The organism is Pseudonocardia hispaniensis, assembly GCF_042658695.1.
Taxonomy (GTDB): domain Bacteria; phylum Actinomycetota; class Actinomycetes; order Mycobacteriales; family Pseudonocardiaceae; genus Pseudonocardia; species Pseudonocardia hispaniensis.
Genome location: NZ_JBHSQW010000023.1, coordinates 156,192 through 168,123 on the forward strand (window position 1 = coordinate 156,192; position 11,932 = coordinate 168,123).

Genomic DNA, 11,932 nt, shown 5'->3' on the forward strand with positions numbered 1-11,932 from the left:
AATTCCTTTCGTGGTGGGTGGATCGGCTCGGGCCGGGCCGCGCGGCTAGACGATCGCGGAGGAGTCGAATGCTTCGATCTCCTCCCGATAGGCCTCCCCCAGCTTTTCCACCGCGGCCAGGGTCAACATCGCCTCCGCCTCATCGATCCGCGCCATCGCGAATCCGACGTGCACCAGCACCCAGTCCCCCGGCTGTGGCGGGTCCTTCTCCAGCAGCCGCACGCTGATCGTGCGCTGCACTCCGCTGACGTCGACCATCGCCAGGTGGTTGTCGGCGTCGACGACCTCGACGATCTGCCCCGGAATCCCCAGGCACATAGAAAACACTCCTCACTCGGGTGCCGATACTCGTTCGGCAGGCTCCGCTCAGCAGATTCGCGGCAGGGGGTCGCCGACCAACATGTCCACGATTCGGGTTCCGCCGAATCCGGTGCGCAATGCGACGGTGGCGGCCGGTTCCTCGGTGATCTCGCCGATCACCGCCGCATCGCCACCCTGTGGATGCGTGCGCATCGCCAGCAACGCGGCCTCGGTCTCCTCGGGCGCCACGACCGCGATGAACTTGCCCTCGTTGGCGACATACAGCGGATCGATGCCGAGCATCTCGCAGGCCCCGTTCACCGCGGGGCGGATCGGGAGCCGCTGCTCGTCGAGCACCACGCCGAGCCCGCTGGTCTGGGCGAGCTCGTTGCAGACCGTGCCCACCCCGCCACGGGTCGGGTCCCGCAGCCAGCGCGTCGACGGTGCGGCCGCGAGCAGAACCTCCACCAGCTCGCTCACCGCGGCGGTGTCGGAGGCGATGTCGGCCTCGATCGCCAGGTCCCCGCGGGCCAGCATCACCGCCATCCCGTGGTCGCCCATCGATCCCGACATCACCACCCGGTCCCCCGGACGCACCGCGGCCGCCGACAGCTGCCGACCGCTCGGGATCACCCCGACGCCCGCCGTGGTGATGAAGAGGCCGTCCGCGGCGCCCTTGGCGACCACCTTGGTATCGCCGGTGACGATCTGCACGCCGGCCGCCTCGGCGGCCTGCGCCATGTCCGCGACGATGGCCCGCAGCTCCGCGACGGAGAAGCCCTCCTCGAGCACGAACGCAGCCGAGATCCAGGACGGCCGGGCCCCCGCCATCGCCAGGTCGTTCACGGTTCCGTGCACCGCGAGATGACCGATCGAGCCGCCGGGAAAACGCAGCGGCTGCACCACGAAGGAGTCGGTGCTGAAGGCCAGCCGGTCGCCACCGGGCAGCGTGAGCACCGCGCCGTCGCCGAGCTGTTCGAGCTGCTCGTTGCGGAAGGCCTCGACGAAGACCGCGTCGACCAATGCCGCGGAGGCCTTCCCGCCCGCGCCGTGGGCCAGCGTGACCATCTCGTCGCGCAGCCGGGGGCGCCGCCTGCGGAACGCCTCGATCCGTTCGATGACCTCGTTCTCGGCAAAGGTCGGGCCGGAGTGGCGCACGGACGTCATCGACGTTCCCCCAGTTCAACAAGGTGCTCGTGGACCGCGGCCCAGAGTCGGTAGCCCAGGAGTGCCTGTGACTCCTGGATGCGGTGCACGCTCTGCGAGCGCACCACGAAACATGCGTCGACGTCGCCGTCCGCGGCGAACTGGCCGCCGTCGTAGCCGGCGAAGCCGACCGTGAGCATTCCCCGCCGCGTGGCCTCGGCGAATGCCATCGTGAGGTCCTTCGAGCTGCCGCTGGTCGACATCGCCACCGCGATATCGGTGTCACGGCCGCGCGCGATCAGCTGGCGGGCGAACACCAGATCGAAGCCGACGTCGTTGCCCAGCGCGGTGATCACCGCCTGATCGGCGGTCAGCGACCACGCCGGTAGCGGCCTGCCGACGGGCGGATGCGCGAACAGGCCGGCCAGCGTCGCCGCGTCGGTGGAGCTGCCGCCGTTGCCGAAGGCGAACATCCGGCCACCGCGGGCGAACCGCCGCGCCATCTCGGCGGCTGTCGTGTCGATCAGTTCCGCGCAGGCCGCGAGTGTGCCGTGTTGCAGCGCAGCGCTTTCCGCGGCCTTCGCCCGCGCGGAGGCCGCCAGGTCGGTGAGCAGCGACTCATGGTCGCGCTCCGCCGCTTCCAGAAACGGATAGAGAAAACCCGTCTCCTCGGTCGTCTCGGGGCCGGTCACTGGTCCCACTCCTCGTCCACCTTGCTGATCGCCAATCCCGCGTGCACCAGCAACAGGTCGGCGGGCTCGACGGGGTCGACGAGCATCGTGTCGACCGTCTCGGTGCCCTCGGCGGTGCGCACCAGGCTGCGGCCGCCGGGCGCGGGTTCGATCACCTCGGCGAGCCTGCCCTCGTCGCTACAGGTGATGCACACCTCGTCGGTGCACTCCGCCGCGGGCTCGGTCAGCAGACCCGGGTGCTCGAAGCAGACGTGCGTCAGCTCCCACAACAGGTGGTAGAGCAACACGAAACCACCGGTGGCAGGCAACCGCGGATCCGCATCGTCGAGCCACAGCACATGATCGGCCGAACCCGCGGGCGGCCGGGGACCGCTGCCGATCCACAGCGTCGAGGTGCCCCAGGCCGGCGACCGGCGCATCACCGAACGCACCGCGGGATCGGCGGCCGCCGCGACGGCCACGACCACGTCACCGGGCCGGACCGACACCCGGACCGTCGACACCAGGTCCGGCCCGGTCAGTGCGACCGCGGGCAGCGCCTTCTTGCCCACGATCACCGGATGCACGAACTCCACCGCGATGTGGTTGGCGTGCGGCTCCCAGGCCGGGGCCACGCACCACAGGGTCGCGCCCGCCGCGAACCGGCGGGCCAGCATCAACGAGGCCGCCGCGAGGTCGGCCGACAGCGCGTCGTCGATGAGCGCGGCCGCGCTCGCGGTCTCGGTGCCGCTCATGACAGGCTCTCGGGTCCGCCCGGCATCGCCCGCGCCGGATCGCCGAACACACCGTACTCACGCATCGTGGCGAGGGTGACCATTGCGGACTCCTCCTCGATCCGGGTCAGCGCGAATCCGGCGTGGACGATCGTGTAGTCCCCGATCTGAAGATCGGGTAGGTAGGCGAGACAGACCGTCTTCGTCTCCTCCGGGAACTCGACGCGGGCCATCCGGGCCCCACGCTCGTCGTCCCACACCTCGGCGATCCTGCCCGGGATTCCGAGACACATGGTCAGCTCCCCTCCTCACGCGCCTGCAGCGCCGCCACCGCCGCCTGGCCGAGCGCCAGCCCACCGTCGTTGGGCGGCACGACCCGGTGGGTCAGCACCTCGAACCCGGCCTTCTGCAACCGGCTCCGGCAGGCCTGCAACAGCACCACATTCTGAAAGACCCCACCAGTCAATCCGACCAGCCGGATCCCGCCCCGCTCGCCCACCTGGGTCACCACCGCGACCACGGCGTCGGCCACCGCCACGTGGAACGCGGCCGCCAGGAGCGCCGCCGGGACCCCGGACCGCAGCCCGGCGACGAGCCCGGTCACCAGTGGGGAGGGGTCGAGCTGTCCGTCAGGGTCCACCGGCAGCCGCAGCCGCGGCACGGCCGGGGCCGCGTCCACGCCGACCGTCGTCGCCAGCGCCTCCAGCTCGATCGCGGCCTGGCCCTCGTAGGCGATGCGGTGCCGCACCCCGAGCAGGGACGACACGGCGTCGAACAGCCGGCCCATGCTCGTGCAGGGGACGCAACCGATTCCGGAGGCCAGCTGAGAACGCAACGCCCTGAGCTCGGCCGGCGTGCAGGCGGCCACCGGCGGAAGGTCGACCGCCCACTCGATGCCGGCCGAGCTCAGGTGGGAGAGCGCCATCCGTCGGGGGTTTCGGACGGCCGCATCCCCGCCGGGCAAGGACACCGCGCGCAGATGCCCGGCCCGGATGAATCGATGACTGTCGGTGCCGAGCCGCAGGATCTCCCCGCCCCAGACGGCACCGTCGCTGCCGTAGCCGGTGCCGTCGAAGGACACGCCGACGATCGGCTCCCCGAGCCTTCCGTGCTCGGCCAGCAGCGAGACCACATGCGCGTGGTGGTGCTGAACGAGCTCGACCGGACGGTCGTCGGCATGGCGCTGCGCCCAGCCGGTGGTGAGGTAGCCGGGATGCGCGTCGGCGGCCAACCACTGCGGAACGGCCTGCCGCAGCGTGCTGAGCTGGCCGACCGAACGCTCGAAGGCGCGCAACGTCTCCAGCCCGCCCATGTCGCCGATATGCGCCGACAGATAGGCGCGGCGGCCGTCGGTGAGGCAGAACGTGTTCTTCAGCTCGCCGCCGACCGCGAGCACCGGCGGCGCGGCGAACCCGAGGTCCACCGGCAGCGGGGCATAGCCGCGCGAACGGCGGATCGGCAGTTCGTGACCGTCGAGCACGCGGACCACCGAGTCGTCGCACGGCACGAAGATCGGGCGGTCGTGGGTCAGCACCGCGTCGGCGAGCAGGGGCAGCCGGGCCCGGGCGTCCTCGTCGGTGAAACAGATCGGCTCGTCGGAGAGGTTGGCGCTGGTCAACACCAGCGCGTCGGGGACCGGAGCGGACGAGCCGGGCACCGGGGCGAGCAGCAGGTGGTGCACCGGCGAGTAGGGCAGCAGCAGCCCGAGCTGCGGGCAGCCCGGCGCGACCGCCTCGGCGACCGGAGCGTCGGTGCGGCGGTCGAGCAGGACCACCGGCCGCGCCGGGCTGGTCAGCACCGCCGCCTCGGCCATGTCGAGGTCGGCGAACCGGCGCGCCACCGTCAGATCGCGGACGAGGACCGCGAACGGCTTGCCACCACGTGCCTTGCGGCGGCGTAGCGCCTGCACCGCGGACTCGTCGTCCACCGTGCAGGCCAGGTGGTACCCGCCGATCCCCTTGATCGCGACGATGCGGCCGTCCGCCAACGCCTGCTGGGCGGCCGCGAGCGCGGCATCGGCCCCGTCGACCCGCGCCGCGCCGGCCTCGAACCACAGCGCGGGCCCGCAGTCCGGGCAGCACACCGGCTGAGCGTGAAAGCGCCGGTCGGCGACGTCGTGGTACTCACCGGCACAGCGCTCGCACATCGGGAAGCCCGCCATCGTCGTGGCCGGGCGGTCGTAGGGCAGGTCGGTGATGATCGTGAACCGGGGACCGCAGTTCGTACACGTGACGAACGGGTGCCGGTAGCGCCGGTCGGCCGGGTCGAACAGCTCGGCCACGCAGTCGTCGCACACCGCGACGTCCGGAGGGATCGCGGTCCGCGTGCCCTCGCTCTCGCGGCTGGCCACGATCCGGAAGCCGGCATCGCCCATCGGCGGGATCGGCTCGGTCTGCACCGACGCCACGCTGGCCAACGGCGGCGCCTGGTCGAGGAGTCGATGCGCGAACTCCTCGAGCGCCGGTTCGGGCCCCTGCACCTCGATGAACACCGCCCCGGCGGCGTTGCCGACCAGACCGGTGAGCCCCAGGTCGGTGGCCAGCCGGTAGACGAACGGCCGGAAGCCGACGCCCTGTACGACGCCGGTCACCGTCAGCCGTCGCCGCATTGTCGCGACCACGGTCTGAACCTGCCCTGGTTTCACTGTCGCCGCCACAGCACGACCCGGTTGTTGCCCGAGTCGGCCACCGCAAGCCGGTCACCGTGCAGGGACAGCCCGTACGGCCAGCACAGCGAGTCCCGCTCGACGCCGCTCCAGCGGTTCTCCCCGTTGGCCGCCATCGTCGGCTGCCCGAGGACGTGGTCGGCGGGTCGGCCGTCGGTTGCCGGGCCCTCCCAGATGAGGATGCGGTTGTTCGCGGTGTCACCGATCGCGAGCCGGCCGGAGTCGAGCGCGAGGGCATACGGGAACCGCAGCCGGTCACCGCGCTGGGGACCGTACGGCCATTCGACGGCCGAGTCCATGTCGGCCTGGCCGAGCAGGATGTCCGCGGGGCGGTCGACGCCGGGGTGCGGCCGCCAGCCGATCACCCGATGGTTACCCGCGTCGGCGATCAGCAGCAGCTCGTCGGTTCCGGTGATGTCGTGCGGCCAGCGGAAGCTGTCGGGCGCGACGGCGCCGCCCCGGTTCTCCTCGCGGGCGGCGGGATCCGGCTGGCCCAGCACGAGATCGGCGGGCCGGTCGGTCTCGGGGACTCCCCCGTCCCAGGCCAGCACCCGGCGGTTGCCGGTGTCGGCGACATAGAACCGGCCACCGACCACGGCGATTCCGAAGGGCCAGTAGAAGGTGTGCGCCGAGCACTCCACGCCCCGGTTGGGCTCGACCGACGCCGGGTCCGGCTGGCCGAGGATCAGGTCCGGTGCCTGGTCGCTGCGGCGCGGCACCTCGTTCCACACCAGGATGCGGTGGTGCCAGGCGTCCGCGACGATCAGCCGGCCCTGGTGCACCAGCACCCCGGTCGGCAGGTTCATCCCGCGCTCCGGGCCCCGGCCGCCCGCCGCCGGCCCTTCGGTCGTGCCATCCGGTTGTCCCAGAACGACATCGGCGGGCTGCTCGTCGCGCTCCGGAACCCCGTGCCAGATCAGCACCCGATGGTTGCCGGAGTCGGCCATGATGAGGTGGTCATCGTCGAGATACACCCCGCGCGGGGAGTAGCACCAGGCCATCGTCGGGCTGCCCGCGGGCAACGCCAGACCGCCCGGCGCCGGTGCTCCGATCCACACGTCAGGCACCCAGCCGCCGGTGAGGTCGGCTGGGTGGTCGACGAGCTCAGGAACCGTCATCTACCGACCCTCACCCAGACGTGCCCGTCGTCGACGCGCAGCGGCAGCTGCTCGAGCTGGGCGCCCGGCGCACTCAGACATTCACCGGACGTCGCGTCGTAGCAGAACCCGTGCCAGGGGCAGGTCAGCGTTCCGTTCGCGGTGTCGATCACCGCGTTGTCCAGCGGCAGGCCCTCGTGCGCGCACTCGTTGACATAGGCGGTCAACCGGTTCTCGACGTTGACGACGATCACCTCGGCCTGCTTCCCGCCGGGCGCCGTCAGCTCCACCGCCCGCAACGCACCCGCCGGCACCTCGGCGGCGGGCAGGGCCTCGACCCAGCCCTCGGCTGCCGGGTCGGTTCCGATCCGCAACGACTCCAACGGGATGAGGGTGGGCGACGGCTCGGTGGGCAGCACCTGGACCGACGTGATCGACGCGACGCCGGTCACCAGTGCTTGCTCCACCAGGTTGCGCAATGTCACCGACGACATCGAGCAGCCGTTGCAGGCGCCCTCCAGCCGGACGTAGGCGACGCCCTCCTCGATCCGCACCAGCTGCACGTCGCCGCCGTGGGACTGCAGCTGCGGACGCACCTCGACCAGAACCCGGTTGGCTTCGGTCATCGGGTCCGGGCGGATGATCCCGTGCACCGAGAACAGCAGACGTATCACCGGGTCGTCGACGAGTTCGAACAGCAGCTCCCGGGCGGCCGGGTGGGCCCGCATCCGGCGCACGATCGTCACCAGCCCCGCCCGGTGGATCCCTTCGACCGCCACCTTGAGCTCGTCCGCGACCCGTCGCGCCGGATCCTCCAGCGCGGCAACCGCCTGGACCGCCTCGTCCACCCGGCGAGCCAGGTCCTCGAAGGACGGTCCGGTGTCCTCGGTGCTCTGGGCCGGTTGGGCGGCGGTGGTCTGGGCAACCGTCATCGGTCTCTCCTCATCCTTGGCGCTCGGAACGGGCGAGCACCTCGACGACCTTGGCCGTCAGCAACTCCGCGAACGCGGCCTTGGCGAGCCTTCGCAGCACGTCCGCAACGGTCTCCTCGGTTGTGACCAGCCGCTTCTGCAGCGCCTGCAACACGAACGCCGAGCCCGCGACGTCGTCGAGGAAGAACTCGGTGAAGAGCGTGTTGACGTACTCGTCGAGCCAGATCCCCTCGCCCTGCGGGTCGCTGCGCACCCGGTTCAGCGCCGCAGCCCGACCGTGGCAGCGCTGCACGACCCGGTCCGCGAACCGGTCGGTGGCGATCTGCATCAGGACGTCGAACTGGTGGCGCTGATAGGGCTGCATCCGCTATCCCTGACTCCGCAGCAGCTGATGCTGGCGGGCTATCTCGTCGAGCACGCCGCGAACCGCGCGCACCGACTCGCCGTCGGAGAACTCCTCGAAGATGAACCGCGCCTCGTAGAGCTTCGCCTTGGCCTGGTCGAACATGCCGAGGTGGGCCAGGACGTTGCCCTGGTTGGCCAGCACCCGGGCCCGCCCGACCGGGTCGACATCGCGCGAGCGGACCTCCAGCAGTGACTCGTAGAGCTCGACGGCCTCCACGAGGTTGTCCCCCTGGTGCCGCGAGGGCGTGTAGACGAGCGAGTTGGCCAGGTTGAGCTGGGCGCTGGCCCACTGCTCCGGATGGGTCTCGCGGGTGTAGACGGTCAGCGCGGCCCGCAGCGACTGCACCGCCACACCCATCCGCAGCTGGTCGGACGCCTCGGTCATGGGCATCGTGAGGTAGGCCGAGGCCAGGTTGGCGTGCGCGGCCGCCCACACCTGCGGGGCGTCCTCGCTGCGCACGAGCTGCAACGCCGAGTGGTAATGCGGGACGGCCCGGTTGAGCTGGTCGGGGCGGTCCCCGGCGAGCTCGTGCAGGGCCAGCGCGAGCGCCAGGTGCAGCTCCGCCCTGCCCACCCGCAGCGACTCCGCCTCGCCGAGGGCACGCACCGCACGTTCGAGCCGGTCGACCACCGCCGGGGTGGGCCCGTCCGACTCCTGCGCGGCGGCGGCGGCCGCGCCGAGCAGCACCCCGGCGAGCGGCGGGGCGATCTCGGCGACGAGCTCGGCGGCCCGATCCAGGGTCGCCACGGCCGCCGCGTGCTCACCGCGGCCGAGCGCGAGCGTCGCCTGCGCCGCCAGTACGACCGCGGCGAGCTCCCCGTCGGACGATCCGAGCTCCGGGGGCAGCTCGGATCGTCCGGTGGTGAACAACACCAGATCGACCAGGACACCGAACTCGCCGAGCTCGGCGCGCAACGCATCGGCGTCCACACCGTCCGGATCGATGACGAATCGGTTGTACCGGCTGACCGGATCCGTCCCCGACATCGCGGCGAGCGCTCCGTCGAGGTCGCCGCGCAGCGCCAGCTCGTGGCCGCGCAACCGGTCCGGCCACTGCGGCGGCACCCGCCCGGCCAACAGCTCGATGCGGGCCTGCTGCGTATCCGGTCCAGCCGGGATCAGCAGGAAGCTCGTGGGGAGCGGAAAAGCACCGAGCGGCTGCGGCCGGGCGGGCAGATCCGAGAGTGCGGTGGTGACGGGAGCGCACTCGGCCGTCGCTTCAGCCATTCACAGGTCCTCGCGTTTCGCGTTCGGCACCCCGCTTGATCATCCTTGCGGCGATCTCGGCACGGGCCTTTGTCGGGTAGGTGTCGATCCGGCGTCGGATGACACCGTCGCGGTAGAGGACAACCAGCTCTACCGCCCAACGTCCGCGGTCGGCCACGACGACGGTCTCCACACCCTGAACGGGTCGGGCGTGTTCCTCGACCATGGCGATCACGTCCGCTCGTCCAGCGGAATCCGCAGCACGCCCTGGCCTTCGTCCCAGAACGCAGCACGGACACCGACCGGGACGCGGTCACCGAGGGCCTCGCGCACCAGCACGGCACGGTCGCCCGCCGGGTTGCGCTGCTTGAGCAGGAGCCCACCGCTCTGCGGTCCGCGCAGCGGCAGGACCCACAGTTCGCCGTCGCGAGCCATCGCGACCAGTGCACCAGAAGGGAAGCGGCTGCCGGCGAGCCGGGCTCCCATCCGCAGGTAGCCGTCCTCGGTGAACTCGACCTCCAGCCCGCCCGGGTCGTCGGTGGGCCGCAGCTCGGCGAGGAACTCCTTCTCGATCAGCGTGATGACCTTCTCCATCGCCTCACGCACGGGCTCGGTCAGCTCGGCACCCGGCTCGACCCCGCCGGCCTCGATCAGGAAGACCGTGACGTCGTCCGGGCAGTCCTCGCCCAACGCCCACCGGGCGAACGCCAGCGCGTGGTCCCACCGGAACGAGTGCGTATGCAAGCCCTGCAGCGGCGGCAGGTCGGCCAGCTCCGCGCCGGGCACACGATAGATCGTGCCCGGCGCGGCGCCGGTGGCACTGGCGTCGATGATGACCACCCGCTGCGCGCCACGCATCTGGAAGGCGACGTCCATGCCGGCCGTACCGCCGTCCACGATGCGGGCGTCGTCCGGGATACCCCGTTCCCAGAGATGCCGGATCAGGATGGGGCCGACGCCGTCGTCCCCGCGGAGCAGGTTGCCGCAGCCGACGATCAGCACCTCACAGCCGTACGGGCCGAGGTCGTCGATCTGCTGCTCCTCGTGCGTCTGCGTCACGCCTCATCCTCTCGCCGAGCCGGTCGTCGGATCACACCATCCCGTTGATCACGAACTTGCTGAGCTCGCGGCCGGTCTTGCCGTCGTACGCGTGCACCGTGCAGACCAGGCAGGAGTCGAAGCTGCGGGCGACATGCCCGAGCTCGACCGGGTCCTCCTGGTCGGCGATCGGCGACCCGATCAGGGCCTTCTCGATCGGTCCGACCGCCGCGGCACCGTCGCGCGGGCCGATGTTCCAGGCCGTCGGGGTGATGACCTGGTAGTTCTTGATCTTGCCGTCCTCGATCACGATCCAGTCGGCCAGCGCACCGCGGGCCGCCTCGGTGGCGCCGAAGCCCCGGCCCTCGGCGTGCTCGATCGGCTTGGTGTAGAAGCTTTCGTGCAGGTCGATCTGGTCGAGCCAGCTGCGGACCCACTTGTAGTACTTCGGGCCCTCGTGCATGCGGGCCAGCTGGCGCACCATGACCGACGGCCCGATCTTGTTGACGATGTCGACGAACAGTGGGTCGCTGTCCTGGTGCGCGGCCGCGTTCGGGCCGCCCGCGGCCATCCGCCGGGCCAGCGGGCCGGCCTCCAGCGGGATGTGCCCCAGCCCCGGAACGTCGTAGCGGGGGGACTTGGCCCAGCTGTACTTGCCCTGCTTGCGGCCGACCTCGGGGTCGATCGGCCGGGTCTCGCCGTCGAACGGGTGCAGCGCGCCGGTGCCCTCGTAGAACGAATGCGTGACGTCCTCACGGACCCGGGCCTGGTCGAAGTCGAACCACTTGCCGTCCGCGTAGATCCCGGACCGGCCGATCAATGCGGCGTTGCGGCCGTCGATCGTGGGGTTCTCGTACAGCGACGGCTCGAAGTAGGTGCCGGTCGCGATGTAGTTCCCGACGCCGCCGCCGTACTTGTCGAGTCCGACCTCCATGCAGTAGCGAATGAAGAACCCGCAGTCGCTGTTGTAGTGCGACTCGTTCTCGTTGACCCAGGCCAGCACGTCTTCCCAGGTCTTGTTCTCCAGCCAGCGGTCGACCGAGCCGCCGAGCCACTGCTTCTCGAGCCAGTTGTCCTTCCAATGCTCGAGGATCGCGATCGAGCGGGTGACGTCCGACAGGGTCGGAGCGCCCATGACCCCGCCCGGGACCATGAAGCTGGAATGCGGCCACTGCCCGCCGAAGATCGCGTAGATCTCCACCGGCTTGGCCGAGAGCACGACGCCGGGCTGGTAGCTCGTCCCGACGTACGGCGCGAACCGGCGGACGGCCTCGTCGTAGCTCGGGAACCCGGCGTAGTTCTTGTTGGTCAGGTCGATCGCGAACAGGGCGTAGAAGTAGCGCGGGATGCTCTGCAGCGTCTCCGCCGCCTGGCAGATGTTCCGCACCAGGGTCGCGTTCGGCGGCATGTGGGTCTTCCACGCCACATCCAGCGCGTACGCGGACTTGTAGAGGTGGCTGCCGCCGCAGATGCCACAGATGCGTGGGCACACGATAAGACCCGCCTGCGGGTCCTTGCCCTGGAGGATAATCTCGAAGCCGCGGAACATCGCCGCCTCGGTCCAGGCCGAGGTGACGACTCCGTCCTCGATGGTCACTCGAACGTCGAGGTCACCCTCCACGCGCCCCAACGGGCTCACGAAGAGATCGACTGCGGTCATGAAGAGTCCTTTCGGGATGACCGGATGACAAGTGGTGGGTGCGGGGCGCAGGGCCGGTGGCAGCCGGCCCTGCGCCG

13 protein-coding genes are annotated in these 11,932 nt (G+C 70.9%); all 13 read right to left on the bottom strand.

The genetic code is table 11. The features are described from left to right. Window positions 1-45 precede the first annotated feature (45 nt). From ACFQE5_RS10500 to ACFQE5_RS10560, 13 genes are read right to left on the bottom strand one after another with little or no spacing between them, the layout of a single operon-like run. Window positions 46-318, bottom strand: a complete 273-nt coding sequence (locus ACFQE5_RS10500; RefSeq protein WP_379584655.1) for a HypC/HybG/HupF family hydrogenase formation chaperone — start codon at window positions 316-318, stop codon at window positions 46-48. Between the two features lie 48 nt (window positions 319-366). Continuing rightward, on the bottom strand, window positions 367-1,467 hold the full coding sequence (hypE, locus tag ACFQE5_RS10505; protein WP_379584656.1) for a hydrogenase expression/formation protein HypE: 1,101 nt from the start codon (window positions 1,465-1,467) through the stop codon (window positions 367-369). Further along, window positions 1,464-2,138: a D-sedoheptulose-7-phosphate isomerase gene (locus ACFQE5_RS10510; protein WP_379584657.1), complete on the bottom strand. Its 675-nt coding sequence runs from the start codon at window positions 2,136-2,138 to the stop codon at window positions 1,464-1,466. Before ACFQE5_RS10510 ends, hypE begins: the two co-directional genes overlap by 4 nt. After that, a complete protein-coding gene (locus ACFQE5_RS10515) occupies window positions 2,135-2,872 on the bottom strand; it encodes a HypC/HybG/HupF family hydrogenase formation chaperone (RefSeq protein WP_379584658.1) in 738 nt (245 codons plus the stop codon). Before ACFQE5_RS10515 ends, ACFQE5_RS10510 begins: the two co-directional genes overlap by 4 nt. Next, window positions 2,869-3,144: a HypC/HybG/HupF family hydrogenase formation chaperone gene (locus ACFQE5_RS10520; RefSeq protein ID WP_379584659.1), complete on the bottom strand. Its 276-nt coding sequence runs from the start codon at window positions 3,142-3,144 to the stop codon at window positions 2,869-2,871. The genes ACFQE5_RS10515 and ACFQE5_RS10520 overlap by 4 nt, the downstream gene beginning before the upstream one ends. Window positions 3,145-3,146: 2 nt before the next feature. Next, a complete protein-coding gene (gene hypF, locus ACFQE5_RS10525) occupies window positions 3,147-5,471 on the bottom strand; it encodes a carbamoyltransferase HypF (protein WP_379584660.1) in 2,325 nt (774 codons plus the stop codon). Between the two features lie 20 nt (window positions 5,472-5,491). Further along, window positions 5,492-6,634: an NHL repeat-containing protein gene (locus tag ACFQE5_RS10530; protein ID WP_379584661.1), complete on the bottom strand. Its 1,143-nt coding sequence runs from the start codon at window positions 6,632-6,634 to the stop codon at window positions 5,492-5,494. Continuing rightward, on the bottom strand, window positions 6,631-7,545 hold the full coding sequence (locus ACFQE5_RS10535) for a NifU family protein (protein WP_379584662.1): 915 nt from the start codon (window positions 7,543-7,545) through the stop codon (window positions 6,631-6,633). Before ACFQE5_RS10535 ends, ACFQE5_RS10530 begins: the two co-directional genes overlap by 4 nt. Before the next feature lie 10 nt (window positions 7,546-7,555). Further along, window positions 7,556-7,909 carry a hypothetical protein gene (locus tag ACFQE5_RS10540; protein WP_379584663.1) on the bottom strand — a complete coding sequence of 118 codons (354 nt, stop codon included), beginning with the start codon at window positions 7,907-7,909 and terminating at the stop codon, window positions 7,556-7,558. 3 nt (window positions 7,910-7,912) lie between these two features. After that, entirely contained in the window at window positions 7,913-9,178 is a 1,266-nt protein-coding gene (locus ACFQE5_RS10545) for a tetratricopeptide repeat protein (protein ID WP_379584664.1), read from the bottom strand. Next, entirely contained in the window at window positions 9,171-9,392 is a 222-nt protein-coding gene (locus ACFQE5_RS10550; protein ID WP_379584665.1) for a hypothetical protein, read from the bottom strand. The genes ACFQE5_RS10545 and ACFQE5_RS10550 overlap by 8 nt, the downstream gene beginning before the upstream one ends. Further along, the gene (locus tag ACFQE5_RS10555; protein ID WP_379584666.1) at window positions 9,389-10,216 is read right to left on the bottom strand and encodes a hydrogenase maturation protease; all 828 of its coding nucleotides are present in this window, start codon (window positions 10,214-10,216) and stop codon (window positions 9,389-9,391) included. Before ACFQE5_RS10555 ends, ACFQE5_RS10550 begins: the two co-directional genes overlap by 4 nt. Before the next feature lie 31 nt (window positions 10,217-10,247). Continuing rightward, window positions 10,248-11,855: a nickel-dependent hydrogenase large subunit gene (locus ACFQE5_RS10560; protein ID WP_379584667.1), complete on the bottom strand. Its 1,608-nt coding sequence runs from the start codon at window positions 11,853-11,855 to the stop codon at window positions 10,248-10,250. Window positions 11,856-11,932 lie beyond the last annotated feature (77 nt).

Coding starts and splice junctions, on each gene's coding strand:
- ACFQE5_RS10500 (WP_379584655.1), bottom strand. CDS start 318: ATGTGCCTGGGGATTCCGGGGCAGATCGTCGAGGTCGTCGACGCCGAC.
- hypE (WP_379584656.1), bottom strand. CDS start 1,467: ATGACGTCCGTGCGCCACTCCGGCCCGACCTTTGCCGAGAACGAGGTC.
- ACFQE5_RS10515 (WP_379584658.1), bottom strand. CDS start 2,872: ATGAGCGGCACCGAGACCGCGAGCGCGGCCGCGCTCATCGACGACGCG.
- ACFQE5_RS10520 (WP_379584659.1), bottom strand. CDS start 3,144: ATGTGTCTCGGAATCCCGGGCAGGATCGCCGAGGTGTGGGACGACGAG.
- ACFQE5_RS10530 (WP_379584661.1), bottom strand. CDS start 6,634: ATGACGGTTCCTGAGCTCGTCGACCACCCAGCCGACCTCACCGGCGGC.
- ACFQE5_RS10535 (WP_379584662.1), bottom strand. CDS start 7,545: ATGACGGTTGCCCAGACCACCGCCGCCCAACCGGCCCAGAGCACCGAG.
- ACFQE5_RS10540 (WP_379584663.1), bottom strand. CDS start 7,909: ATGCAGCCCTATCAGCGCCACCAGTTCGACGTCCTGATGCAGATCGCC.
- ACFQE5_RS10545 (WP_379584664.1), bottom strand. CDS start 9,178: ATGGCTGAAGCGACGGCCGAGTGCGCTCCCGTCACCACCGCACTCTCG.
- ACFQE5_RS10560 (WP_379584667.1), bottom strand. CDS start 11,855: ATGACCGCAGTCGATCTCTTCGTGAGCCCGTTGGGGCGCGTGGAGGGT.